Annotated in this window: 23 protein-coding genes and 1 pseudogene; 4 read left to right on the top strand and 20 right to left on the bottom strand. The window is 68.4% G+C overall.

The window, feature by feature from the left end; translation table 11 throughout:
- The first annotated feature begins 2 nt into the window (after positions 1–2).
- Positions 3–1,805, top strand: a complete 1,803-nt coding sequence (locus J4H92_RS08400; RefSeq protein WP_208097726.1) for a DUF2207 domain-containing protein — start codon at positions 3–5, stop codon at positions 1,803–1,805.
- A gap of 2 nt (positions 1,806–1,807) precedes the next feature.
- Here J4H92_RS08400 and J4H92_RS08405 read toward each other — a convergent pair whose 3' ends face one another.
- From J4H92_RS08405 to J4H92_RS08440, 8 genes are all read right to left on the bottom strand, one after another.
- The gene (locus J4H92_RS08405; RefSeq protein WP_208097727.1) at positions 1,808–2,176 is read right to left on the bottom strand and encodes a DUF5684 domain-containing protein; all 369 of its coding nucleotides are present in this window, start codon (positions 2,174–2,176) and stop codon (positions 1,808–1,810) included.
- 82 nt (positions 2,177–2,258) lie between these two features.
- Positions 2,259–3,149 (bottom strand): GTPase Era, encoded by an 891-nt coding sequence (gene era, locus J4H92_RS08410; RefSeq protein WP_208097728.1) that lies wholly within the window; start codon positions 3,147–3,149, stop codon positions 2,259–2,261.
- On the bottom strand, positions 3,146–4,444 hold the full coding sequence (locus J4H92_RS08415) for a hemolysin family protein (RefSeq protein ID WP_208097729.1): 1,299 nt from the start codon (positions 4,442–4,444) through the stop codon (positions 3,146–3,148). Before J4H92_RS08415 ends, era begins: the two co-directional genes overlap by 4 nt.
- Entirely contained in the window at positions 4,441–4,902 is a 462-nt protein-coding gene (gene ybeY / locus J4H92_RS08420; protein ID WP_208097730.1) for an rRNA maturation RNase YbeY, read from the bottom strand. Before ybeY ends, J4H92_RS08415 begins: the two co-directional genes overlap by 4 nt.
- On the bottom strand, positions 4,899–5,879 hold the full coding sequence (locus J4H92_RS08425; protein ID WP_424960867.1) for a PhoH family protein: 981 nt from the start codon (positions 5,877–5,879) through the stop codon (positions 4,899–4,901). Before J4H92_RS08425 ends, ybeY begins: the two co-directional genes overlap by 4 nt.
- Before the next feature lie 50 nt (positions 5,880–5,929).
- Positions 5,930–6,271, bottom strand: a complete 342-nt coding sequence (locus tag J4H92_RS08430; RefSeq protein ID WP_208097732.1) for a histidine triad nucleotide-binding protein — start codon at positions 6,269–6,271, stop codon at positions 5,930–5,932.
- Positions 6,272–6,280: 9 nt separating this feature from the next.
- On the bottom strand, positions 6,281–8,128 hold the full coding sequence (locus J4H92_RS08435; protein ID WP_208097733.1) for a glycosyltransferase family 2 protein: 1,848 nt from the start codon (positions 8,126–8,128) through the stop codon (positions 6,281–6,283).
- A gap of 176 nt (positions 8,129–8,304) precedes the next feature.
- Entirely contained in the window at positions 8,305–9,093 is a 789-nt protein-coding gene (locus J4H92_RS08440; RefSeq protein WP_208097734.1) for a 16S rRNA (uracil(1498)-N(3))-methyltransferase, read from the bottom strand.
- Positions 9,094–9,298: 205 nt separating this feature from the next.
- On the opposite strand from J4H92_RS08440, the gene J4H92_RS15750 reads away from it, so the two are divergent.
- A complete protein-coding gene (locus J4H92_RS15750) occupies positions 9,299–10,207 on the top strand; it encodes an NPCBM/NEW2 domain-containing protein (RefSeq protein ID WP_208097735.1) in 909 nt (302 codons plus the stop codon).
- A 9-nt stretch (positions 10,208–10,216) separates the two neighbouring features.
- On the opposite strand, the gene dnaJ is transcribed toward J4H92_RS15750, so the two are convergent.
- The 10 genes from dnaJ to J4H92_RS08495 all read right to left on the bottom strand — a co-directional run bounded on the left by dnaJ (position 10,217) and on the right by J4H92_RS08495 (position 21,642).
- Complete coding sequence (gene dnaJ, locus J4H92_RS08450) at positions 10,217–11,311, bottom strand: molecular chaperone DnaJ (RefSeq protein ID WP_208097736.1); 1,095 nt, start codon at positions 11,309–11,311, stop codon at positions 10,217–10,219.
- 3 nt (positions 11,312–11,314) lie between these two features.
- Positions 11,315–12,406 carry a heat-inducible transcriptional repressor HrcA gene (hrcA, locus tag J4H92_RS08455; protein WP_341783042.1) on the bottom strand — a complete coding sequence of 364 codons (1,092 nt, stop codon included), beginning with the start codon at positions 12,404–12,406 and terminating at the stop codon, positions 11,315–11,317.
- A gap of 67 nt (positions 12,407–12,473) precedes the next feature.
- The gene (gene hemW / locus J4H92_RS08460; RefSeq protein ID WP_208097737.1) at positions 12,474–13,718 is read right to left on the bottom strand and encodes a radical SAM family heme chaperone HemW; all 1,245 of its coding nucleotides are present in this window, start codon (positions 13,716–13,718) and stop codon (positions 12,474–12,476) included.
- A 4-nt stretch (positions 13,719–13,722) separates the two neighbouring features.
- Positions 13,723–14,487: a DUF1990 family protein gene (locus J4H92_RS08465; RefSeq protein WP_208097738.1), complete on the bottom strand. Its 765-nt coding sequence runs from the start codon at positions 14,485–14,487 to the stop codon at positions 13,723–13,725.
- Entirely contained in the window at positions 14,484–16,334 is a 1,851-nt protein-coding gene (gene lepA / locus J4H92_RS08470) for a translation elongation factor 4 (protein ID WP_208097739.1), read from the bottom strand. The genes J4H92_RS08465 and lepA overlap by 4 nt, the downstream gene beginning before the upstream one ends.
- A 143-nt stretch (positions 16,335–16,477) precedes the next feature.
- Positions 16,478–16,738, bottom strand: a complete 261-nt coding sequence (rpsT, locus tag J4H92_RS08475) for a 30S ribosomal protein S20 (RefSeq protein WP_208097740.1) — start codon at positions 16,736–16,738, stop codon at positions 16,478–16,480.
- Positions 16,739–17,232: 494 nt separating this feature from the next.
- The gene (locus J4H92_RS08480; protein ID WP_208097741.1) at positions 17,233–18,582 is read right to left on the bottom strand and encodes a chymotrypsin family serine protease; all 1,350 of its coding nucleotides are present in this window, start codon (positions 18,580–18,582) and stop codon (positions 17,233–17,235) included.
- 144 nt (positions 18,583–18,726) lie between these two features.
- A complete protein-coding gene (locus J4H92_RS08485) occupies positions 18,727–19,272 on the bottom strand; it encodes an acyl-CoA thioesterase (RefSeq protein WP_208097742.1) in 546 nt (181 codons plus the stop codon).
- 89 nt (positions 19,273–19,361) lie between these two features.
- On the bottom strand, positions 19,362–21,041 hold the full coding sequence (gene ettA / locus J4H92_RS08490; RefSeq protein ID WP_208097743.1) for an energy-dependent translational throttle protein EttA: 1,680 nt from the start codon (positions 21,039–21,041) through the stop codon (positions 19,362–19,364).
- Positions 21,042–21,114: 73 nt separating this feature from the next.
- Positions 21,115–21,642, bottom strand: a complete 528-nt coding sequence (locus J4H92_RS08495; protein WP_208097744.1) for a DUF6993 domain-containing protein — start codon at positions 21,640–21,642, stop codon at positions 21,115–21,117.
- A gap of 299 nt (positions 21,643–21,941) precedes the next feature.
- Here J4H92_RS08495 and ssb point away from each other — a divergent pair, with 299 nt between their 5' ends.
- A complete protein-coding gene (ssb, locus tag J4H92_RS08500; RefSeq protein WP_208097745.1) occupies positions 21,942–22,475 on the top strand; it encodes a single-stranded DNA-binding protein in 534 nt (177 codons plus the stop codon).
- Between the two features lie 42 nt (positions 22,476–22,517).
- On the opposite strand, the gene msrA is transcribed toward ssb, so the two are convergent.
- Positions 22,518–23,027 carry a peptide-methionine (S)-S-oxide reductase MsrA gene (gene msrA, locus J4H92_RS08505; protein ID WP_208097803.1) on the bottom strand — a complete coding sequence of 170 codons (510 nt, stop codon included), beginning with the start codon at positions 23,025–23,027 and terminating at the stop codon, positions 22,518–22,520.
- A gap of 60 nt (positions 23,028–23,087) precedes the next feature.
- A pseudogene (gene nadE / locus J4H92_RS08510) lies at positions 23,088–23,915 on the bottom strand (ammonia-dependent NAD(+) synthetase); the annotation flags it as partial.
- A gap of 87 nt (positions 23,916–24,002) precedes the next feature.
- On the opposite strand from nadE, the gene J4H92_RS08515 reads away from it, so the two are divergent.
- Positions 24,003–24,524, top strand: a complete 522-nt coding sequence (locus J4H92_RS08515; protein ID WP_208097746.1) for a hypothetical protein — start codon at positions 24,003–24,005, stop codon at positions 24,522–24,524.
- Positions 24,525–24,527: the final 3 nt, after the last annotated feature.

The raw sequence follows: 24,527 nt of genomic DNA on the forward strand, positions 1-24,527 counted from the left end.
GCATGCGGAGAATCTGGTCGACGTTGCTGCTCGCACTCGCCGTCGTCTGGACGGGGGCGGCGCTGGGCGCCGCCGCGCCCGCCCGGGCCGACGTGCAGGACTTCAGCTACGACAGCTGGCACGTGGAATACGAGGTCGGCGTCGACGAGAGCGGACGTGCGCTCGCGCACGTCACCGAGACCCTGGTCGCGCGCTTCCCCGACTTCGACCAGAACAAGGGCCTCGTGCGCGGTCTGCCGCTCGACTACCAGGGCACCTCGACCGATCCCCGTGATTTTCGGGTGACCGACGAGAACGGCAGGGCGGTGCCGTTCTGGACCGAGAAGGACGGCGGCTTCATCGCGGTGCTCACCGGCGACGACGACTACGTGCACGGGGTGCAGACCTACGTCATCAGCTACACGCTGAGCGATGTGATCCTCGCGCGCGACGACGGCACCGCCGATGAGTTCTACTGGGATCTCACCGACTTCGAGCATCAGCAGTCGATTGCCGCCTTCACCGCTGAGATCCGCTTCTCCTCCGAGCTCGCGGCGAAGCTCGACGGCAACGCGCGCTGCTACTCCGGCACGGCGAATTCCCGCGACGAGTGCTCCATCGCGCGGGCCGGAGACGAGGCGTCCTACACGATTCCGCCGATCCCGTTGAGCCGTTTCGAGGGGGTCACGGTGGCGATCGGGCTCGAGCCCGGAAGCGTCGCCCAGCCCTTCGCCCGCGAGCACGGCGGCGTGCTCGACGGGCTCCCCCTCGCCCTGGGCGGAGCGGCTGCTGCGACGGCGGTGGCCTCCGCGGCCGTCGCGGGATCGATGCGGCGCAAGCGCAGAGTCGGCCGCGGCACGATCGTCGCGCAGTACGACGTACCGTCTTCGCTGCCCCCGCTGCTCGCCGCGCCCATCGCGGGCGCGCCGGGCCCCGCCGTCTCCGCCCAGATCGTGCACCTCGCGGTCAACGGAGCGCTCAGGATCGAGGAGGGCGAACCCGAGCGGACTCTCCTCAGCACGAAGGCCGGCAGGCCCCGGCTTCGCCTGCTCGACCCCACGCTGGCGGCGGATCAGCTCGACGCGCAGATGGTCGACGCGCTCTTCGCGTCCGGCGAGGCGGGTGCCCAGTTCACCGTGCCCGGGCAGAGCGAGAAGTTCGCAGAGCAGATGGGCGCGCTGGCCGAGGCCGGGAAGAAGGCGGCACAGGATCGCGGCTACTTCGAACGGGAGTACAGCCCGGTGGCGCGGATCCTCGGCTTCGTCTCGCTCGGGCTCGTCGTGCTGTCCGGGATCGTGATCGCCTTCGTGCTCGCCTCCCGCGAGACGATGACTCCCGCGATCGGCATCGTTCTGGCGGCACTGGCGCTGCTGTTCGCCTTCGGCGGCGTCTGGAAGCACCGGGTGCACACCCGCCAGGGCGCCGAGGCCCGCGAGTACCTGGAGGGCGTGCGCGAGTTCATCCGGGTCGCCGAGGCGGACCGTCTGCGGATGCTCCAGTCCTACGAAGGGGCCGAACGGAAGAGCGACGGCACCGTGGACGTGATCCACGTCTACGAGAAGCTGCTGCCCTACGCGATCCTGTTCAAACTCGAGAAGCAGTGGGGCAAGGTGCTCGAGGTGAAGTACGCGGAGCACGGCGGCTACGTGCCGCTCTGGTACCCGGCCGTCGCGGCCCACGGCATCGGTGCCTTCGACAGCACGATCTCGCAGTTCACGAGTTCGCTGCAGTCCTCGGCCAGCTACACGTCGAGCAGTTCCGGCGGTTCCGGCGGCGGCGGGTTCAGCGGCGGCGGAGGCGGCGGCGGGTTCAGCGGCGGCCGCTGAACTCAGGCTCGGCGCGTGTACTTCGCGTCGCCGAAGCCGATGATGAAGAAGCCGATGAACTGGAACAGCCAGAGCAGGAAGAACGAGAAGACCCCTCCCTTGCCGAAGCGCTCGCCGAGACGGATCGCCACGAGGATCGCGAACACGATGTTCACGATCGGGATGAGGTAGAGCAGCGTCAGCCAGCCCGAGTAGCCGGCGATCTTGACGATGACGACGACGTTGACGATGGGGATGATGGCCAGCCAGCCGGGGTAGCCGGCCTTCGTGAACACCTTCCAGGCCGCGATGACCCAGATCACGTAGAAGACGAGGTAGAAGATCGAGGTCGTTCCGGAGTACAGGGCGGTGAGCGATTCGTTGTAGTCCATGCGTTCAAGCATACGCACCGGATCACACGACGTACATAGCAATTTCAGGGCAGGCTCGCACCCGATGGCGTCGCCCGGTCGCTCAGAACCCGAAACGGCCGAGCGCCTTCGGATCCCGCTGCCAGTCCTTCGCCACCTTCACCCGCAGCGAGAGGTAGACGCGGCGCCCGAGCAGACCCTCGATCTCGCGGCGCGCGCGCTCGCCGAGATCGCGCAGATAGGAGCCTCCCCTGCCGATCACGATGCCCTTCTGGCTGTCGCGTTCGACGTAGACGCTGGCGTAGATCTCGAGCAGCCCTTCCCGCTCCTCGCGATCGTCGACGGTCACCGCGAGCGAGTGCGGCAACTCCTCGCGAGCGCCCTCGAGCGCGGCCTCGCGGATCAGCTCGGCGATCCGGTCGTCCTCGCGCTCCTCCGTTCGCGTGCCGGCGTCGTACAGCGGGGGCGACTCGGGCATCAGGCGGAGCAGCTCGTCCGCGAGCAGATCGAGCTGGTCGCGCGTCACCGCGGAGATCGGGATGACCGAGTCCCATTCCCGCAGCGCGCCGAGCTGGGTCAGCTGCTCGATGATCTCGTTCTTGGAGGCCTCATCGGTCTTGGTGAGGATCGCGACCTTCTTCGCACGGGGGAAGTCGTCGAGCCGCTCGTTGATGAAGCGATCGCCGGGTCCGAGCTTCTCGTTCGCCGGGACGCAGAATCCGATCACGTCGACGTCGCCGAGCGTCGCCTCGACCAGCGCGTTGAGCCGCTCGCCGAGGAGGGTGCGCGGCCGATGGATGCCCGGCGTATCGACGATGACGAGCTGGCCGTCCGTCCGATGCACCACGCCGCGGATGGTGCGTCTGGTCGTCTGCGGCTTGGGACTCGTGATGGCGATCTTCTCGCCGACCAGCGCGTTGGTCAGCGTCGACTTGCCCGCGTTCGGCCGTCCGACGAACGACACGAACCCCGCGCGGAACGGCGTGTCCGTCATCGCTCCTCCTCCTCATCGCCGGTCTCCCCGCCCACCCAGCGCGCGCCCACCACGACGAGCCGCTGCCGCCGCCGCTCGGTCTCGAGGGCGGTGAGCTCGATCCCGTCGACGACGACCGCGTCGCCCGGCGCGGCGAGCCGTCCGAGGTGCTTGGCGACGAGTCCGCCGACGCTGTCGACCTCGTCGTCCTCGAGCTCCCTGCCGAAGATCTCGCCGAGGCGGTCGACCGGCAGCTTCGCATTGACGCGGAAGGAGCCGTCGTCCTGCAGCACGGCCTCGGGATCCTCGCGATCGTGCTCGTCCGCGATGTCCCCGAGCAGCTCCTCGATCAGATCCTCGAGCGTGACGAGTCCCGAGATCCCGCCGTACTCGTCGACGACGAGCGCCAGGTGGTTCGCCTCGCGCTGCATCTGGCGCAGCAGATCGTCGGCCCGCTGGAACTCCGGCACGAACAGCGCGGGCTTCATGACCCGGGAGATCGGCGAGGACCCCGCGTCGTCGGGGCGGCGGAGCACGAATCCGCTGACATCTCGCAGGTAGGCGACTCCCGCGACCTCGTCGGCATCGCCCGTGACGACGGGCACGCGGGAGTGCCGCGAGCCGAGGAGCACGTCGAGGGCCTCTCGCACCGACTGCTCGGAGTCGACGGTCACCATATCGGTCCGCGGCACCATCAGCTCGCGCGCCAGCGTGTCGCCGAACTCCACGATCGAGTGGATGTAGGCGCGGTCGTCCTCCTCGAGCAGCTCGAACTCGGCGGCCTGATCCACCATCGAGAGCAGCTGCCGCTCATCCCGGATCGGCGCGCTCACCGCGGCCCGCCCCGGGGTGACCCGGTTGCCGAAGCGCATCAGGGCGATCGCGAGAGGCCCCAGGAGCAGTCGCACCCCTCGGACGAACGGGGCCGAGAACCGGATGATGCCGTCGGGGTGCTGGGTGCCGACGGTGCGCGGGCTCGATCCCACGAGCACGAAAGAGGTGCCGGTGACGATCAGCGTGGCGAACAGCAGGGTCAACCACACGTTGCCGACGGTGGAGGCGAGCACGAGGGTGATGAGCACGGCGGAGAGCGTCTCGGCGATGACCCGGGCGAAGCTGAGCGCTCGGAGATGGGCCGGCCCGTCCTCGGCGATGGCGCGGATCGCCGAGGACCCTCGCGGCGATTCGTCCGCGAGGGCCAGGAGATCCGCCCGCGACCGCACGCCGAGTGCGGCATCGCTGGCTGCCAGCAGTCCGCCGATGCCGAGCAGCAGGATCGCCGCGCCCAGGAGGACGATGACCAGGGCGACGCTCATCGGCGACGCTCGCCCGCCGAGAAGCCGAGGAGGAGATCCCGCTGCAGCCCGAACATCTCGGCCTCCTCCTCCGGCGTCGCATGGTCGAAACCGAGGAGGTGCAGCATGCCGTGGGTGAGGAGGACGCAGACCTCGGTGTCGAGATCGTGCCCCGCGGCCTCCGCCTGCGACTGCGCGATCTGCACGCAGATGACGACGTCCCCGAGCAGCCCCGAGGGCGTCGGGGCGTCGGGGCGGCCGGGCCGGAGCTCGTCCATCGGAAAGCTCAGCACATCGGTCGGACCCGGCTCGTCCATCCACTGCACGTGCAAGCGCTCGATGGTCGCCTCGTCCACGAGCGAGATCGCGAGCTCCGTCTGGGGGTGCACGTGCAGGCCCTCGAGCACGAACGCGGCGAGCCGCTGCAACCGGGACGCGTCGAAGTCGACGCCCGACTCGTTGTTGATCTCGACCGTCATGCCTGCTTCTCCCTGGGCTTTCGGGCCTCGTACGCCGAGTAGGCGTCGACGATGCGGCCGACGAGGCTGTGCCGCACGATGTCGTCGGCGGTCAGCTCGGCGAAGTGGATGTCGTCGACGCCCTTCAGGATGCCGCTCACCACGCGCAGGCCGCTCGCCGCGAGCGGCAGATCGACCTGGGTGACATCGCCGGTGACGACCATCTTCGACCCGTACCCCAACCGGGTGAGGAACATCTTCATCTGCTCGGGCGTGGTGTTCTGCGCCTCGTCGAGGATCACGAACGATTCGTTGAGCGTGCGGCCGCGCATGTAGGCGAGCGGTGCCACCTCGATGGTGCCGCTCTGGAGCAGCTTCGGCACCGCCTCGGTCTCCATCATCGAGCCGACCGCGTCGAAGAGGGGCCGCAGATAGGGGTCGATCTTGTCCTCGAGCGTCCCGGGAAGGTACCCGAGCCGCTCGCCGGCCTCGACCGCGGGCCGCGTGAGGATGATCCTCGCCACTTCGCGGCGCTGCAGGGCCTGCACGGCCTTCGCCATCGCGAGGTAGGTCTTCCCGGTGCCCGCGGGACCGATCCCGAAGGTGATCGTATGGTCGTCGATCGCGTCCACGTAGGAGCGCTGCCCCCGGGTCTGGGCGCGCACCGTCTGCCCGCGCACCGTGAGGATCGCCTCGCTGAGCAGCTGCGCCGCCGACGGCTCGCCCTCCGGGCGCGCCGACCGCCGCAGCACCATGCGGGTGATCTCGCGCACATCGTTGCGGCTCACCGCGCCGGTCCGGCGCGCGACCTCCAGCACCTGATCGACCACGCGCTCGGCGTCGACCACGGCGGTCGCCGGACCGCGAAGCGTGAGCACGTGGTCGCGCGCGTGGAACTCGACCTCGGGATGCTGGCCCTCGAGCTCGCCGATCAACCGATCGCGATGTCCGAGGAACTGCGCGAGGTCGACGCCCGTGAGCAGCACGCTGCGCTCCAGACGGGCGGACTCGGACGCTTCGGATCGGCCGCCGCCGTCGGGATGCGGCACTAGAGCGAGCCCTCCGTCAGTCCGCCGGCGAGCAGGTGGGCGTGCACGTGGAAGACGGTCTGCCCGGCGTTCGCCCCGTTGTTGAACACGAGGCGGAAGTCTCCGTCGGCGTGCTGCTCGGCGAGCCGCCGGGCCACCGCCACGATCTCGGCGAGCAGTCCGGGATCCCCGGCCGCGAGTTCGGTGACGTCCGCGTACTCCGTCGTCTTCGGGATCACCAGGATGTGCACCGGGGCCTGCGGGGAGATGTCGGGGAACGCGATGACCCGCTCGGTCTCGGCGAGCCTCTCCACCGGGATCTCTCCCGAGACGATCTTCGCGAAAACGGTGTCAGCTGCCATGCGTCAACTCTACCCAGTGCTCGAGCGACGATGGCTCGACCACATCTCGACGTCGAAGCGGGCGTCGTCCGGATTCGCACCGGGCACCGCGGCCTTCTCCGTGACGTCGAAGCTCTCGCGATACCTGCCGAGGAGCAGGCGCAGCTGCGACGTGATCGCGCTCAACGCGTTGTAGCAGATCATGGTGATGGGGAGCAGCACCCACTGCGCGATCATGCCGAGATTCCTCAGCCGGCTCACCTCCGGTGGCCGCGGCGGCAGCGTGAGGAGGGTGAGCACGATCGTCACGACCACGGCGACCGTGGCCAGCGGGCGCACCGAGTCGACCAGGAACGGCAGCAGCGCGGCGAGCCGGTCGGCGAAATCCGGGATCGGCTGGATGAACGCCTGCACCGACGGGGTCGTGACCTGCGCGGTCCCCAGGCCGAGGATCTGAGCCAGCCGCTCGGTCTCCGAGATGCCGTTCACCAGAATGGACTCGGAGGGCTCGTGGAGCGTCTTTCCGAACAGCTCGGCGAACCACGACGGGATCCACACGCCGAAGGCCAGCATCGGCGCGATCGTGGAGAGGGTGACGTGGGAGTCGAGCAGCAGGATGAACCTGCGCAGCGTCGCGCCGAACGGGGCCGCCGCGCGCTCCCGCTCGAGCATGCGCACGCCGACGAAGGGCACGTCCGAGGCGCCGTAGGCCCAGCGGCAGAGCTGCTTGAACTGGGCTCGGAGCGTGCGCGGCAGGTTCTCCGCGAGCACCGCATCCTGGTAGATGGGCACGTGGACCGGGACGACCCCGTAGTCCCCGCGGAAGTGGAAGAAGCTCCGCCAGTACTGGTGCCCGTCCTCGACGATCGTGCGTCGACTCCAGAAGTCCATCTCGATGAGCGCCGCGAGCGGCTGGGTGTGCGACGCGAAGTTCCGCAGGGAGAAGGGCCGCATCGTGGAGGTCAGGTTCCAGAGCGAGTTGCCCGCGGCGATCACCCGCGTGGGGGCCGGGGCGTGCCACACGTTGTTGACGAAGAGCGAGATCGGCTGGAACGAGAGACGCTGCGGATCGCGGGCGCGCACGAACTCGTAGCTGACGTAGTCGAAGTACGCGGGATGGACGCGGTTGTCGCAATCGAGCGTGGTGACCAGCACGCTCTCGGGATCGATTCCCTGCTCCTCGACCCAGCGGGCGAGGTAGCGACCGCCGTAGGTGATGTTGCCGCCCTTGCCCGGGATCTCGTCGGGCAGTCCGGCGGGATGCTCGACCGGGAGGAACGCGCGGAAGAGATGGCCGAACTCGAGCTCGAGCAGCCGGACCGAGTCGCGCATCTGCTCGCCGCCGCGCTCCTCATGGGCGAAGACGACGACGAGGTTCTCGGCGCCGATGGAGGACTCGGTCAGCGCGCGGATGCTCGGCGCCATCACCTCGTAGGGCTCGTTGTACGCCGCCACCACGACCGCGTGCACGAGTCGGGACGGCGCCGTCTTGCCGGCCGGTTCGCTGCGGAGGCGAGCGAGCAGCTCGGTGTGGCGGGCGGCGAAGGGAGCGGGAAGGGCGCGAGGCAGCCCCAGCCGGGGCGATGCCGACGAGGACCGGTCGAGCACCAGATCGAGTTCGGCGTTCAGCTGGCCCCAGTCGACCGACTCGGCGGCGCGCAGGCGCCGGTAGCCGCGGATCGCATCGATCCCCGTGCGGAGACCCTTGAAGATGGTGATCGCCACGAACACCGCCACGAAGGCCACCGCCAAGCGGAGGTCGACGACCGTCAGGACGATCACCGCAAGCGGGGTCGCGATGCTCAAGGCCGCCGGCAGCATCTCGAAGAAGCGGTACAGCGGCGAGCGTTCGCCTGTGGGCAGCTCGTTCTCTTCCACGTTCGGTTCGTAACTCCCTGGTCGGCTGTTTCACGATCGATTCGGTGAGGCACGCAGGCCGGAGCGTACTCACGCCATCCACGTAATGTCTCGAGTATAGCCTCGCAGCGGCGAATAACCGACTACCCGCCGCTGCGAGAACGGTCAGAGTTTCGCCGGATGACGGCCGACGGCCCCTACCAGCGGCCCAGCACCGTGTTGATCACCGCGATCCCGGCCGGACCCGCGCTCGAGGTGCGCAGCACCGTATCGCCGAGCCGGAGGACCACGGCGCCCGCGCCGGAGAGAGCTGCGAGTTCGGCCTGGCTGAATCCGCCCTCGGGTCCCACGACGATCAGGATCTCCGATGGTTGCGCATCGGACGGTTGCGCGCCCGACCTCTCCGAGGCGAGCCGCTCCGCGTGGGCGCTCAGTCGTTCACCGCCCCCCGGGTGCAGCACCAGCACGCGCGCGCGATCCGCCCGCTGGCAGAGCTCGGAGAGCGAGAGGGGGGCCTCGACCTCGGGAATGCGCGCCCGCAACGACTGCTTCGACGCCTCTCGCGCGATCCGGCGCCACTTGGCCAGTCCCTTGGCGCGTTTCTCCGCGGCGCCCGAGCCGCCCCAGCGGGAGACCGAGCGCTCGGCCTGCCAGGGAATGATGCGGTCGATCCCGAACTCGGTGGCCTGTTCGACCGCCCGCTCATCCCGATCCCCCTTGGCGAGCGCCTGCACCAGCGCGATCGGGCCCGCGGGCTCGGGAGCGTGCTCCACCCGCTCCACGCGCACCGCGAAACGGTCTCGCGTCGCCAGTACCGCCTCCCCGTGACCCAGCGCTCCCGCGCCGTTGCCCACCACGATCGACTCGCCGACCCGCAGGCGGCTCACGCGCACCGCGTGCCGGGCCTCCTCCCCCTCCACCTCGAGAATCGCGCCCGCCCGGAACGACGCCGCGGGAAGATCCTCGCGATAGTAGAGATTCGCCATGCCCTCAGCGTAGTGCGCTCGGTGGCCCCGCTCGGCAGGAGGATCCCCGATGGCGGCGCTCGGCGGCGCAGATCGCGCGCACTTGACGCCCGGCACCCACCCCTCTACCTTGGGTACGGCTGCGAGGCGGCTGAGAATACTGCGCCCCGCGGCGGAGAACCGTGTCGAGAGAGCCCGAGCAGGGATCAGAGCGCCGAGGAGCACCGTGTCGAAACCCAGCATCATCCGGAGGTCGATCGTTGCGCTGACCGCCTCCGCCCTGTTCGGATCGGCCCTGGTGCTCGGCGGCACCACGGCCGGCGCCCTGCCCGGGCCGGAGACGGCGGCGGTCGTCACGCCGCGGATCGACGCGGCGCCAGCACCCCTCGCGCAGAAGGCGAAGAAGAAGAAAAAGGTCGCGGGCACCCTGACGGTGACGTCCCGCACGAAGAGCGACGTGAGCACCGGAGACGCGCTCGCCTTCTCCGGCAAGACCTCACGGGCGCTCAAAGGCAAGAAGGTGCAGCTGCAGTTGCGGGTCGGCAAGAAGTGGCAGGCGGTCTCGACCGCGAAGGTCACCGAGAAGCTGGCCTTCACCGTGCGCGCGAAGGCCACCAAGGCCGGCGCGCAGAAGTACCGCCTCTACGTCGCGCCGACGAAGAGGACCCAGTCGGCCAAGAGCAGGACCTTCACCTACCGCGTCTGGAAGTGGTACAGCGTCGCCGCCCTGCCGAAGGTCGACGAGGGCGGCGACACCTGGAGCAGCGGCATGGCGCACGAGAGCGCCACGATCGCCGGCAAGCGATACGCTCACTCGATCGTGGGATGGAGCACCTACCGGGATCAGGCGAGCTGGTCCGAATACAACGTCAACTACCGGTGCACGGAGTTCCGTTCCTCCATCGGCCTCATCGACGAATCCGCGAGCGGGCAGACCCGCGCGTTCAGCATCCGCGCCGACGATGCGACCACCTCGCTCGGGAGCGCCGGTCTGGGATCCGCGAAATCGGTCTCGGCGGACATCTCGGGCGTCTACCGCATCCGGCTCGCCATCGGCCGCTCCGGCAACGACAACGCGGAGAGCAAGGGCGCATTCGCCAACCCGCAGGTCTACTGCCTCACCAGCCCGTCCTGAGCCGTCGCCTCAGCCCTGACGGAAGAAGCGATCCCGGATCTTGCCGAAGAGGCCCTGCTGGAACTCCCCCAGGTTCGGCCCGGGATCCTTGCGCAGCGCGGCCAGCTGACGGACCAGATCCTGTTCGCGCTTCGACAGCTTGGCCGGCGTGATCACCTGCACCGCCACCTTGAGATCGCCGCGGCTGGTCGACTGCAGCGCCTGGATGCCGCGCCCGCGGACCGTGATCACATCGCCGGACTGCGTCCCCGCCGGCACCTGCACCCGCACCTCGCCGTCGAGCGCCGCGACGCTCGCATCGGCGCCCAGGATCGCGTCCGCCATGCTCACCTGCAGCGTGGCGAGCAGGTCGTTGCCGTCCCGGCTGAACACATCGTGGTGCATCACGCGGAACTGGATGAACAGGTCGCCGTTGGGCCCGCCGCCGGGGCCGACCTCGCCGCCTCCCCTCAGCTGCATCCGGGTGCCCGTCTCGATGCCCGAGGGGATGTCGATGGTCTGCGTGCGCCGCGTGCTCACCCTGCCCTGACCGCCGCACTCGATGCAGGGGTGCTCGATGACCGTGCCGTATCCGTGGCAGCTGCCGCAGGGGTGCGCGGTGACGACGTTGCCGAAGAGCGAGCGCACCTGCCGCTGCACCTGACCGGTGCCGCGGCACACGTCGCAGCTGATGGGGGACGTTCCGGGCTGGCAGCAGGTGCCGTTGCAGGTCTCGCACAGCACGGCGGTGTTCACGGTGATCTCGCGCTGGACCCCGAAGATCACCTCGGCGAGCTCCACATCCACGCGGATCATGGCGTCCTCGCCGCGCTCGGAGCGCGAGCGCGGGCCGCGCTGACCGCCTCCGAAGCCCTGGCCGAAGAAGGTCTCGAAGATGTCGCCGAAACCGCCCGCACCGCCCGAGCCGCCCTGATCGTAGCGCTGACGCTCGTTCGGGTCGCTCAGGACGTCGTAGGCGTGCGTCACCGCCTTGAACTGCTCGGCGGCCTCCTCGCTGGGGTTCACATCGGGATGGAGCTGACGAGCGAGCCGGCGGTACGCCTTCTTGATCTCGTCGGAGCTCGCGTCGCGGGAGACCCCCAGGGTGTCGTAATGATCGGCCAAGTTCTATCCTTCTTCCAGCACGCGGCTCAGGTAGCTCGCGACCGCGCGCACGGTGGCGATGTTGCTCGCGTAGTCCATGCGCATCGGTCCGAGCACGCCCAGTTTCGACCGCGCGTCACCGTTCTGTTCGTAGGTCGAGGCGATCACCGACGCGCCGGCCAGTCCGTACGGCTCGTTCTCCCGGCCGATCGACGCGGTGACCTCTCGATCGTCTCTGACCAGCTCTCCGAAGAGCCTGAGCAGCGTGACCTGCTCCTCGATCGCCTCGAGCACCGAGGGGAGGTCGCCGTCGAACTCCCCGGGTCTCGAGAGGTTCGCGGCTCCGGCTATCGCGATGCGCTCGCTCCGGTTCGCACGGAGCTGGGCGGAGACCACCTCGAGCACTCGGCTCACCAGTCCCGTCTCGTCGGGATCCGCCCAGTCGTCGACCGACGCCGAGAGCGCCTGGGCACCCGCGACCGCGGACTCCAGGTCGCATCCCACGACGGCCTCGGCGATCCGGCTCTGCAGTCCGTGCACCCAGGCCTCGGTGACCCGCGCGGCGGGCAGGCGCGCGAGCTGCTGCTCGACCACGCCGGTTCCGAGGATGAGCACGCACAGCACCCGATCCTCGCCGACCGCGATCAGGTCGATGTGCCGCACCCGGGTCCGCGTGAGCGACGGATACTGCACGACCGCCACCTGGTTGGTCAGCTGCGCGAGCAGACGCACGGTGCGCGCCAGCACGTCGTCCAGACCGGTGGACTCGCCGAGGAAGCGCTCGATCGCGGATCGCTGCGCGCTCGTCAACGGACGGATCTTCGCGAGGGTGTCGACGTAGAGGCGGTAGCCCTTGTCGGTGGGCACCCGGCCGGAGGAGGTGTGCGGAGCCGCGATCAGATCCTCTTCTTCGAGCAGGGCCATGTCGTTGCGGATGGTCGCCGCGGAGACGCCGAAACGGTGGCGCTCGACGATGGCCTTGCTTCCCACGGGCTCGTTCGAGGCCACGTAGTCGGCCACGATCGCGTGCAGCACCGCCAGACTTCGCTCGCTGACGCGCTGCTCCGCCGTCGGCTCCTCCGCCACCCCGCACCTCCGCTCTAGCACTCTGGGCACCTGAGTGCCAGTTTACACGTCTGCACGGAGTTCCGTCTGCATGCGCACCGCCGCCGGCGGGCGGGGCTCAGCCCAGGAGACGGTGGACGACCGTGTCGGCGAGCAGGCGCCCCCGCAGGGTCGGCACGGCCCGCCCCGGCCCGCGCCCCGGCACCGGCAGGGCCGCGGCCCCCTCCAGGAGCCCCTCCGCGATCAGCGGGGGAACCCGGCGCCGCTCCTGCTCCGTGAGCGCCTCGAGCGGCAGCCCGTCCACGATGCGGGTCTCGAGGAGGACCCGCTCGACGCGACGGGTCTCGGCGTCGAGCACCTCACGCGCCTCCGCGGGTGACGACCCCGCGGAGACCCGCGCGGCATAGGCCCTGGGGTGCTTGACGTTCCACCAGCGCGTTCCGCCGACGTGGCTGTGCGCGCCGGGGCCGACACCCCACCAGTCCGTCCCCCTCCAGTAGGCGAGATTGTGCCGCGAGCGGGCCTCCGGAGAACGCGCCCAGTTGCTGATCTCGTACCACCCGAAGCCGGCAGCGGCGAGCACGCGGTCGGCCGCCTCGTACATCTCGGCCTGCAGATCCTCGTCGGGCTCCGCGACCTCGCCCCGACGGATCTGGGCGGCGAGCTTGGTGCCCGCCTCGATGATCAGGGCGTACGCCGAGAGGTGATCCGGATCGCAGGCCAGCGCGGCGTCGAGCGAGCGCCGCCAGTCGTCGAGCGTCTCCCCCGGCGCGCCGTAGATGAGGTCGAGGCTGACCTGCAGACCCGCCTCGCGCGCCCAACGGACCACCTGCGGCACGCGTTCCGGCGCGTGAGTGCGGTCGAGGACGGCCAGCACGTGCGGCACCGCGGACTGCATGCCGAAGCTCACCCGCGTGAATCCCGCCTCGACCAGGGCCTCCAGGTAGCGCCGATCCACCGAATCCGGGTTCGCCTCCGTCGTCACCTCGGCGCGCGCCGATAGTCCCCATTCCTCGCGGATGCCGCGCAGCATCTCGGCGAGATCCTCCGCAGGCAGCAGGGTCGGCGTGCCCCCGCCGAAGAAGACCGTGTCGGCGGTGCGCTCCGCCACCCCGGAGCGGCGCAGCGCCGACGCGCCGAACCGCATCTCCGCCCGCGCCTGCGCGGCGTAGTGCGCCCGGCTCGCCCCGCCGCCCAGCTCGCTCGCCGTGTAGGTGTTGAAGTCGCAGTATCCGCAGCGCACCCGGCAGTACGGAACATGCACGTACAGCCCGAAGCCGCGCCCCGCCGAGCCTTCGGCCGCGCTGGGCGGCAGCACCCCGTCCGCGGGGGCCGGCTCGCCGCTCGGAGGGGTGCCCGGCACGGCGCTACTCGTCCGCGCTCGTCATCCGGCCTTCGCCGGGGCTCGTCACCCGGCCTTCGCCGGGACCCGCCGACTGGTCCTCGTCGGGGCCCGTCGACCGGCGCTCGCCGTTCAGCACGCCGGGCACGAGCGAGGCCAGCTGACGCTCGGCGAGGCCGGTGGCGATGCGGACCGCGGCCTTCGTGCGCAGTCTGGCGATGCCGCCCGGCCGAGGATACAGAAAGCCCTGCACGGTGGCCCACACCGTGTCGTCGTCACGCCATTCGACGGCGAAGGCCTCCTCGCCGATCGCTCCTGCGTCGTCGATGCTGCCCCAGGCGAAGCCCACGTACTGGGGCTCGTTCACCGTGGAGACCACCCGCACTCTCCGGCTCGACGACTCTCCCGGGATGCGGATGGCCGCGGTGGTCCCCGCGCTCAGAAACGGGTCGCCGTCCGGGCCGTAGTGGGTCTCGGTCTCGGCCACCGGTTGGGGCGTGCCCCGCTCGTCGAAGGCGACGCCCGCGTACCGCTGCCCGTCGCCGTGCTCGATCTCCTCCACCTCCATGCCGGCGCCGCGCTGCGCTCCCCAGGTCATCAGCGCGCTGGAGGCGAGCAGGAAGCGCTCCGCCCCGCTTCCGAGCCGCAGTTCGCTCGCGTAGGGCGCGCTGCCCTCGGGCGGGAACCGCATCAGATCCGCGGCGACGGAGGCGCCGACGGCGGCGTAGGCGACGTCGTGCTCCACATGGGTGCTGCGGCGGTTCGGCTCGCCGGAGCGGTGGGCGCTCACTTCTTCGACTCCTTGCCCTCGACGTCTCCGGAGAGCGCGGCGATGAAGGCCTCCTGCGGCACCTCGACCCGGCCGACCATCTTCATGCGCTTCTTGCCCTCCTTCTGCTTCTCGAGCAGCTTGCGCTTGCGGCTGATGTCGCCGCCGTAGCACTTGGCGAGCACGTCCTTGCGGATCGCGCGGATCGTCTCCCGCGCGATGACGCGCGACCCGATGGCGGCCTGGATCGGCACCTCGAACTGCTGCCGCGGGATCAGCTTGCGCAGCCGCTCGGCCATCATCGTGCCGTAGTGATAGGCGCTGTCGCGGTGCACGATGGCGCTGAACGCGTCGACCTTGTCGCCCTGCAGCAGGATGTCGACCTTCACGAGATCCGCCTCCTGCTCGCCCATCGGCTCGTAGTCGAGGCTCGCGTAGCCCTGCGTGCGGCTCTTCAGGTGGTCGAAGAAGTCGAAGACGATCTCGCCGAGCGGCATCGCGTAGCGCAGCTCAACGCGCTCCCCCAGGTACTCCATGCCGAGGAGGCTGCCGCGGCGGCTCTGGCACAGTTCCATGATGGTGCCGACGTAGTCCTTGGGGGCGAGGATCGCGACGCGCACCATCGGCTCGCGCACGCTCGCGATCTTGCCGTCGGGGTACTCGCTGGGGTTCGTGACCGTCACGTCCAGTCCGTCCTCACGGGTGACCTGGTAGATCACGCTCGGCGCGGTCGCGATGAGATCCAGATCGAACTCGCGGCGCAACCGCTCCGAGATGATCTCGAGGTGGAGCAGGCCGAGGAAGCCGCAGCGGAAGCCGAAGCCGAGCGCGACCGAGGTCTCGGGCTCGTACTGCAGCGCGGCGTCGCTGAGCTTCAGCTTGTCGAGCGCCTCGCGCAGCACCGGGTAGTCGCTGCCGTCGATGGGGTACAGCCCGGAGAAGACCATGGGCTTCGGGTCGGTGTAGCCGGGCAGCGCCTCCGACGCGGAGCGCTGCTTGCCCGTGACGGTGTCGCCGACCTTGGACTGCCGCACGTCCTTCACCCCGGTGATGAGATAGCCGACCTCTCCGACGGCGAGCCCTTTCGTCGGCGTCGGCCCGGGCGAGGAGACGCCGATCTCGAGCGCCTCGTGCTCGGCCCCGGTCGACATCATGAGGATCTTCTCGCGCGGCGCGAGCCGCCCGTCGACCATCCGCACGTAGGTGACGACGCCGCGATACGGGTCGTAGACGGAGTCGAAGATCATCGCCCGCGCGGGCGCCTCGGCCGCTCCGGTCGGGGCCGGCACGCGCGCGACCACGCGGTCCAGCAGCTCCTCCACGCCCATGCCGGTCTTGCCCGAGACCTTCAGGATGTCGTCGGGATCGCCGCCGATCAGGTCGGCGATCTCCCTCGCCACCCGTTCCGGATCGGCCGCGGGGAGATCGATCTTGTTGAGGACCGGAATGATCTCCAGGTCGTTCTCCATCGCCAGGTACAGGTTGGCGAGCGTCTGCGCCTCGATGCCCTGCGCGGCGTCCACGAGCAGGATCGCCCCCTCGCAGGCGGCGAGCGAGCGCGAGACCTCGTAGCTGAAGTCGACGTGCCCCGGGGTGTCGATCATGTTCAGGGCGTACGCGCTCCCGTCGACGTCCCAGTGCATCCGCACCGCCTGCGACTTGATGGTGATGCCGCGCTCGCGCTCGATGTCCATGTTGTCGAGGTACTGCGCGCGCATCTCGCGATCGGGCACCGTGCCGGTGATCTGCAGCATGCGGTCGGCCAGCGTCGACTTGCCGTGATCGATGTGCGCGATGATGCAGAAGTTGCGGATCTGCCCCGGCGCCGTCGCGGCCGGAATCGGTGGGTTCACGCTGCGTGGAGACATACCGGGCCATTCTCTCATGCCTGCGCGATGTCGCACGAATGATTGCCGCGGTGCTCCGCCGGCGACCATTCGTGCGACTCCACCGCAGTACCGGGATACGCAGAAGGCCCCCGATCGAGGGCCTTCTGCGGAAGCTGACGCGCCTAGAGCGCGGCGACCTGAGCGGCGAGGCTCGACTTGCGGTTCGCCGCCTGGTTCTTGTGGATGACGCCCTTCGACACGGCCTTGTCCAGCTTGCGGCTGGCGTGCTGGAGCTTCTGCTCGGCGACCGCCTTGTCACCGGCCGCGATGGCTTCGCGGGCCTGACGCACCACGGTGCGCAGCTCGCTCTTGTACGCCCGATTGCGCTCGGTCGCCTTCTGGTTGGTCTTGATGCGCTTGATCTGCGACTTGATGTTTGCCACTGAGGTGTTTCCTTACACGTGCTCGAAAGCTGAATTCGGGTGTTTCGCGCGACGGAAGAGGGCGCCCCGCGAAGGGTGTGGATTGCTCCACACGCAAGCCAAGGATTAATCCTAGCAGATCAACCGCCAAGACCGCATCTGCGTCCCCGATTCTGTGCACATACATACTGCGCCAGTCACCGCTCCGTCATTCCGCGCGTAGTCGCAGAATCTCGTGCCCCAGTTCGGCTCGGACCTCCTGAGACTCACTACGTTCGCGAAGGATGACTCGCGACTGAATAAAGTAATCAAAAAGCTTACCGTTTCCTTGAACTGATGTCGGCAAAGCAACGCTTTGCCGACAGAGAATCAGTTCCGAGTAAGACTGCGTTGGATCACCTGCTAGGGCTCCGCCGCCTCATGGAGAAGGCACTCGATGTAGGTCGTTTCACAGGGTGGTCTATTCTCGGTGGCCTGATGTCACCAATCCAAGGTCACCCCTTCATGAACTTCGCTCAACCTTTGAGAATAGTTGAATCCAATCGACTTCCGACAAGTCCGATTCGAGTGAACGTCGACCTCCAACCATTCTTGTAGAAGATTGCTCCCTTAATGATACCTTTCGCGGTGTTGTTGCGGAACACGGGGCCCCCGCTATCGCCGAAATAAGAAATATGATGTCTCGCAGCCGAAATTCCGCAGTACTGCTTATTCATCTGAGCGTCATTCAAACATTCATTAACAAGTATGACATCTGAGCAGCCCTTATCTTTCGTGCCAGCGCCATACATGCAGACTTCCTCATCCTTCTCGGGATTCGATGATCCCACGACCGTTCGGATGTCATCTCCCACATTGGCGCGAAATCGCGGGTGAGTGTCATTACTGCCTAAAGTTCGATGGAACTGAAGATCATAGTGAGAGGCACCATCATTGGTGGCGTTCGTCACAAAGGAGATAACTCCCGACTGCCCGTTTAAGTAGAGAGTATTCGGGCAATGATCCGCAGTAACAAGCCCGTTCACACCATTCCTCTTCACAGAAAACCCTGAGGTGCAATCGACGGAACCCCCGACCAGTGTCGATAATAGCTTGCCGCCGCGAACGGTGGCGTATGATTGCACGAGTTCCCCCTCGGGCTGTGGCGTGAACGAAATAGTCGTGGGAAGGTCCCGATAGCCGGTCAAATTAAGAATCTTCGACTCCAATTTCTCCGGGTCAATCGCTGACGTGTAACGTTTGGCAGCACCTAGGGCGAAGCGTACAGTGATGGCCGAGTCTTCGGAGGTTTCGGTAATCACATCAATCGACCCAAGCTCATCAACAACCGCTTCGATCGCAGCGGATTTTAATCCCCGCAGCTCAACGTCACTCAACGGTGCGCCGTATCGCAGGGCAGTATTGAAAGGCAGGTCACCAAGAATCTTGATAAGACCATCGCTCGGAGCGTCGGTTAGGGAAAGGCTGGGTAGATCGGGGCTCTGAGCCCAGGAAGAACTCGAGAGAGTATCGCCGAAAAGCTCCTCAACTTCGTCAACAGCCGATGCGAACAATTCAGAGTCCACCGACTCCTTCACATAGTCCTCGGGAGCGATCCCTCTACGATCGGCAATCGTTCGAATATCCCGCTGCTCGGCATCACTAAGCTCCTCAAGCCGGTAGTCGGGAACTTCTCCCTCACCCTTGACCACGAACTCGCGAAGTTCAGAAGGGGGAGTACCAATGGTGACGCTTTCTCCGTTTGAGGTTGGAGGGTGGGATGCATCCTGTTCCGACTCCTGTTCCGACGCAGAGGCGACAGGAGAGAGGAAACCCATGAGCAGTAGCGTTGCTGCTGCGACAGTAGCAATTTTTCTTTTCTTCAAGATACGCCCTTAACTCTTTGCTCTGATTCGAACGCCCCAGAGTTCGTCATGCCGCATGCCACATTCAGGCGATCGATGCTCGGAACTCTACGGGACTCAGGTTAGCATTGAGTATTCGTCTTCCTTATCGCCCGTGTTCTCAACTTAATAACGATCAGGTGAAACACTTCGAAACCCTCCCTGGTCGTCTTCATCAAGAGGACCGCGAAACCGCAGCGGCTCGTCCGTCCACGGCTCGACGGAGGCGCGGCCCTCCGCGCTCAGGCGCACGGGCCGGAGCGTCGCCCCGTCGACGATCACCACGGTCGTGATCGCCCGCGCGACGACCCGGCGCTCCTCCGCGGCGCCATCCACGGTTTCCTCGCGCGACGCGTGGTCCACGATCTCATAGTGGATCTCGAGGCTCGACCCTCCGAGCCGGCCGATCCACAGCTCGACCGTGATCGGACGCTCCGCGTACTCGAGCACGCGGAGGAACTCGATCCGTTGGCTCGCCACGAGCATCTTCGGGCCCTCGGGATCATCGCCCCGGAAATGGCGCTCCATCCCGGTGCGCTCCCGGCCGGAGCCGAGCCAGAAGGTGCGCACCCGCGACTCTTCGAGAAAGCGTGCGATGGCGACGTTGTTGACGTGCCCGTAGGCGTCCTGATCGCCCCAGCGGAGCTCGAGGTCGACGTGCGTGCGGGCCATATCGGCTCCCTCCGGGGCTCTGTTTCCTGCACCGGCCTGCTGACAGGCCGGGAGACTCATCGTGCAAAGCGGCGCTTTGCCTCGAACGATCAGCCCCTCGTCAGCTTGCGGTACGTCACCCGAGAGGGCTTCGCGGCCTCGGGGCCGAGTCGTTCGACCTTGTTCGCCTCGTAGGCCTCGAAGTTGCCCTCGAACCAGTGCCACCTCGCCGGATCCTCGTCCGTGCCCTCGTAGGCGAGGATGTGGGTGGCGATGCGATCCAGGAACCAGCGATCGTGGGTGATCACCACCGCGCAGCCCGGGAACTCGAGCAGCGCGTTCTCCAGCGACTGCAGCGTCTCGACGTCGAGGTCGTTGGTCGGCTCGTCGAGCAGCAGCAGGTTGCCGCCCTGCTTGAGCGTGAGCGCCAGGTTCAGCCGGTTGCGCTCGCCGCCCGAGAGCACGCCGGCCTTCTTCTGCTGGTCGGGTCCCTTGAAGCCGAACTTCGACACGTAGGCGCGGCTCGGGATCTCGGTCTTGCCGACCGTGATGATGTCGAGGCCGTCGCTCACGACCTCCCAGAGGTTCTTCTCGGGATCGATGTTGGCGCGGTTCTGGTCCACGTAGCTGATCTGCACCGTCTCGCCGATCTTCAGCTCGCCGCCGTCGAGCGGTTCGAGTCCGACGATCGTCTTGAAGAGCGTCGTCTTGCCCACGCCGTTCGGCCCGATCACGCCGACGATGCCGTTCGGCGGGAGCGAGAACGAGAGTCCGTCGATCAGGGTGCGGCCGTCGAAGCCCTTCCGCAGATCCTTGGCCGCGATCACGACGTTGCCGAGCCTGGGTCCGGCCGGGATCTGGATCTCCTCGAAGTCGAGCTTGCGCGTGCGCTCGGCCTCGGCCGCCATCTCCTCGTAGCGGGCGAGGCGGGCCTTGGACTTCGCCTGGCGCCCCTTGGTGTTGGAGCGCACCCAGTCGAGCTCGTCCTTCAGCCGCTTCGCGAGCTTGGCGTCCTTCTTGCCCTGGATGTCGAGGCGCTCGGCCTTCTTCTCGAGGTAGGTGGAGTAGTTGCCCTCGTAGGGGTACAGGCGGCCGCGGTCGACCTCGGCGATCCACTCCGCGACGTTGTCGAGGAAGTAGCGGTCGTGGGTGATCGCGATCACGGCACCGGGGTACTTCTGCAGGTGCTGCTCGAGCCAGAGCACGCTCTCGGCGTCGAGGTGGTTGGTGGGCTCGTCGAGGAGCAGCAGATCGGGCTTCTGCAGCAGCAGCTTGGCGAGGGCCACCCGCCGCTTCTCGCCGCCGGAGAGGTTCGCGATCCGCGCGTCGCCCGGCGGGGTGCGCAGAGCGTCCATCGCCTGCTCCAGCTGGTTGTCGAGATCCCAGCCGTCGGCGGCGTCGATGTCCTCCTGCAGCGTGCCCATCTCGGCGAGCAGCGCGTCGAAGTCGGCGTCGGGCTCGGCCATCAGCGCCGAGATCTCGTTGAAGCGATCCACCTTCGCCTTGATCGCCAGGCCGCCCTCGATGTTCTCGAGCACGGTCTTCGAGTCGTCGAGCTCGGGCTCCTGCATGAGGATGCCGACCGTGTAGCCGGGGCTCAGGCTCGCCTCGCCGTTGCTGGGCGCATCGAGGCCCGCCATGATCTTCAGGATGGTCGACTTTCCGGCGCCGTTCGGACCGACCATGCCGATCTTCGCGCCCGGGAGGAACGCCATCGTGACGTCGTCGAGGATGACCTTCTCGCCGACCGCCTTGCGGGCGCGAACCATCTGGTAAATGTACTCAGCCATGGTTCACAAGCTTACTCTCAACGGAGCCCGAGGGCGGGCTCCGGACATACGCCGCGCGAAGCGATGCTTCGCCTCATGCGGCTGGGTCCCAGTCGATCTCCCTGGTCTCCCCGATCAGGCAGAGGTCGCGCCCGGGACCGATCGCCGGCGCCGTCTCGGCGACGAAGGTGCGATCCTCCACGACCATCTGCCCGATCAGGCAGTGCCGTCCGATGAGCACCGAGACGAAGATGTTGTCGGCGACGAGCCCGGTCTTGGTGCGGTCGAAGCTCACCTGCATCGCGGTCCGGTCGAAGCCGGACTCCACCACGGCATCCACGAGCCCCCGGCCCTCGACCGGATCGTCGCCGACCGCGTAGACGCGCAGCACCTCGGAGAAGTAGGGGAGGTTGTCCGCGGCGCTGCCATCGGGGAAGAACTCGGGCGGCACGTCGGGCTCCCGGAAATTCTCCTCCCGCGCGGACTGCTGGGGGCCTGCGTCGGCGAGGAACAGATAGACGCCCGTGCCCGCGGCGGCGAGCAGCACGACCAGGATGATCAGGATCATGAGCACTCGGGCGCCCCGCCGTCGAGCCGGCGCGGGTCTCCGGTGCTCTGCCATCCCACCAGACTAGGGCATGTCCCGCGACGGCGAGCATTCCTGGGACGCGCCGCAGAGCGCATCGCTCAGGGCCGTGCGCCGACGAGGCGGTGCGGACGTCGGCGGATCGCCCCGCCCCTCACACGGACCCGCTTCGCGATCCCGCGCGCGAGTTCTCCACAGATCTCGCCTCCAGCGCCCCGCGCCGTGCGCGCCAGAGCAGACTGTGAACGGAGGCGCCGAGCAACCTGGCGCGGCCGCTCGGCGCCTCCGCCGACGTCGCGGACCGCGGCGTCCCGCATCGAGTGAGGAGTCCGGATATGAGCACCCCTATCGGCATCGTCGGCACGGTCGCCACTGACCCCCGGCTGGTGACCACCCAGACCGGTGTGACGCTGTGCACGTTCAGGCTGGCGAGCGGCGAGCGCCGTTTCGACCGGGAGCAGCAGAAATGGGTCGACGGCGAGACCAACTGGTTCACGGTCGCCGCGTTCCGCGCGCTCGCCGAGCACGCCCACGCCTCGTTCCGGAAGGGGCAACGGGTGATCGTCTCCGGACGTCTGCGCATTCGCCGCTGGGAGAACGGCGATCGGAGCGGCACCTCGGTGGAGGTCGACGCGGAGGCCGTCGGCCACGACCTGCGCTGGGGCGTCTCCCGCTTCGAGAGACGCGCGCGCACCGAGCCGTCCGACGGCGGTGGTTCCGCGGCGGAGGGGGCATTCAGCGGAGCCGATGCTCCCGACCGCCGGGCGGCGGTTCCGAGCGGCTGGTCGGAGAGCGCCGGAGCCGGTCGCACCGATGGCGGACGCCCCGAGGAGCCGCGGGAGACGCCTCTCGTGCCGGCCGCCGCGTGATCGCCGAGCGCCGCACGGACGGATGCGCCCCGGTGCGGCCGTTCAGCGCAGATACTGGGCGAACGAGGCGCGCACCTTGTTCACCTTGGGCACGGCGACCGCGAGGCAGTACCCCTGGGTCGGATTCTTCGCGAAGAAGTCCTGGTGCTCCTCCGGCGCCGGGTACACCGTCCCCAGCTCCTCGATCGTCGTCACGACCTCGCCCGGCCAGTTGCGGGCAGCGCGATCGCGCGCCGCCTCGAAGAGGCCGCGCTGACGCTCGTCGGCCGGGAACATCGCCGAGCGGTACTGGGTGCCGATATCCGCCCCCTGCCGGTTCAACTGGGTGGGGTCGTGCATCGTGAAGAAGGCGTCGAGCACGACCTCGGCGGGCAGGAGGCTCTCGTCGAAGGTCACGGCGACCGCCTCCGCGTGACCGGTGGTCCCGGTGCAGACCTGCTCGTAAGTGGGGTGGGGCGTCTCGCCACCGGTGAAGCACGAGTGGACCTCCACGACCCCGCGCAGCGCCCGATACGCGGCGTCGAGGCACCAGTAGCACCCGCCTGCCAGCACGAAGGTGGAGAGCGATGTGCGCGAATCGCCAGAGGTGCGCGAGGCCTCGGAGGACTCCGAGCCCTCCGACCACCAGGTGTCTGCGGGCGTCACGGGGAGCTGCCGCTTGTGCTCCGTCGCCCGGTAGCGCTGCTCGATCTCCGCGGCCGCACCGGCCGGCACCCCGCGCCCCGTGAGGTAGGCGTCGATGTCCGCATAGCTCAGGCCGAGGCTCGACTCGTCGCTCTGCCCGGGTTCGCCGTCGAGCAGATCGGCCGTCGGAGCCTTCTGCCAGAGCCGCTCCGGCCCGCCGAGGTGCGCCAGCAGCGCGGCGCCCTGCCCCTTGGTGAGCCCGGACAGCGGGAGGACATCGGCGGCGCCGTCGCCGAACTTGGTGAAGAAGCCGGTCACCGCTTCCGCGGCATGGTCGGTGCCGATCACCAGGAGCCTCCGGTCCCCCGCGATCGCGTACTGCGCCACCATGCGCATCCTGGCTTTGACGTTGCCCTTGTTGAAATCGCTCACCGCCTCGCCCGACGCCTCGGAGACCTCGCCGACCAGCGCGTCGGTGGCCGAGGCGATGTCGACCGTGATCGCGCGGTCCGGGCGGATGAAGTCGAGAGCGAGTCGCGCGTCGTCCTCGTCATGCTGCACCGCGTAGGGAAGCCGCACGGCGATGAACTCGGCGTCCCGCCCCCCACTCCGCAGCCGCTCGGCCGCGAGCTGCGCCAGCCGCCCGGCCAGGGACGAGTCCTGGCCGCCGGAGATGCCGAGGACGAAGCCCCGCGCGCCGGGAACCGACCGCGCGTACGCGACGAGGAAGCCCACGCGCCGTTCGACCTCCGCCTCGGCGTCGATCGCGGGAACGACGCCGAGAGCGTCGATGATCCGTTGCTGTGTCTCGCTCATGCCACCACACTACCCCGCCAGTGTTTCGGACGGATGACGGACCGGGCTCGTAGACTGGCGGCCGGAAGCGGAGGGAGGGCGAACGGGATGATCGGCACGGCGGCGTCCGAGTGGTGGGCCCACGCGCTCGGCTTCGGGCTCCTCGTCACCGTCGTCTGCGGTGCCGTGCTGATCGCCGTGGAGTTCCTGGCGCCGTACGCGTTCCTCGACGACTACCCCGAGGACATCCGTCGGCGCGCACCCGCGCCGACGGCCGCGCAACGGCGGGCGGGGGTCATCGGCGGCATCGTGTTCGTGATCGCGCTGATCTGCGGCATCGGAGGCGTCGTGTGGTCGTGGGGACGACTCCGCCCCGAGGCCGGGTTCCTCGAGCTCGCCCTCATGGCGCTCGTCGTCGGCGCGCTGTTCGTCCTCTTCGACGTCCTCATCATCGACTGGCTGATCATCTGCACCTGGCGTCCCGGCAGACTCGTCTACCCCGGCACGGAGGACTGCGAGGGATGGGGCGACTACGGGTTCCACGTCAGGGAGCAGCTCCGCCCCCGCGCACTCGCCGTGCTCGTGCTGTCGAGCGCGGTGATCGGGCTGGTCGTCTGGTGGCTGACCTGATGG

The organism is Leucobacter weissii (assembly GCF_017565745.1).
Taxonomy (GTDB): Bacteria; Actinomycetota; Actinomycetes; order Actinomycetales; family Microbacteriaceae; genus Leucobacter; species Leucobacter weissii.

Excerpts from the sequence above, each read along its gene's own strand:
- J4H92_RS08495 (WP_208097744.1), bottom strand. The coding sequence starts at position 21,642 with ATGGCAGAGCACCGGAGACCCGCGCCGGCTCGACGGCGGGGCGCCCGA.
- J4H92_RS08485 (WP_208097742.1), bottom strand. The coding sequence starts at position 19,272 with ATGGCCCGCACGCACGTCGACCTCGAGCTCCGCTGGGGCGATCAGGAC.
- J4H92_RS08415 (WP_208097729.1), bottom strand. The coding sequence starts at position 4,444 with ATGAGCGTCGCCCTGGTCATCGTCCTCCTGGGCGCGGCGATCCTGCTG.
- J4H92_RS08440 (WP_208097734.1), bottom strand. The coding sequence starts at position 9,093 with ATGGCGAATCTCTACTATCGCGAGGATCTTCCCGCGGCGTCGTTCCGG.
- J4H92_RS08400 (WP_208097726.1), top strand. The coding sequence starts at position 3 with ATGCGGAGAATCTGGTCGACGTTGCTGCTCGCACTCGCCGTCGTCTGG.
- lepA (WP_208097739.1), bottom strand. The coding sequence starts at position 16,334 with ATGTCTCCACGCAGCGTGAACCCACCGATTCCGGCCGCGACGGCGCCG.
- era (WP_208097728.1), bottom strand. The coding sequence starts at position 3,149 with ATGACGGACACGCCGTTCCGCGCGGGGTTCGTGTCGTTCGTCGGACGG.
- ssb (WP_208097745.1), top strand. The coding sequence starts at position 21,942 with ATGAGCACCCCTATCGGCATCGTCGGCACGGTCGCCACTGACCCCCGG.
- J4H92_RS08515 (WP_208097746.1), top strand. The coding sequence starts at position 24,003 with ATGATCGGCACGGCGGCGTCCGAGTGGTGGGCCCACGCGCTCGGCTTC.
- J4H92_RS08430 (WP_208097732.1), bottom strand. The coding sequence starts at position 6,271 with ATGGCAGCTGACACCGTTTTCGCGAAGATCGTCTCGGGAGAGATCCCG.
- ettA (WP_208097743.1), bottom strand. The coding sequence starts at position 21,041 with ATGGCTGAGTACATTTACCAGATGGTTCGCGCCCGCAAGGCGGTCGGC.
- J4H92_RS08405 (WP_208097727.1), bottom strand. The coding sequence starts at position 2,176 with ATGGACTACAACGAATCGCTCACCGCCCTGTACTCCGGAACGACCTCG.
- ybeY (WP_208097730.1), bottom strand. The coding sequence starts at position 4,902 with ATGACGGTCGAGATCAACAACGAGTCGGGCGTCGACTTCGACGCGTCC.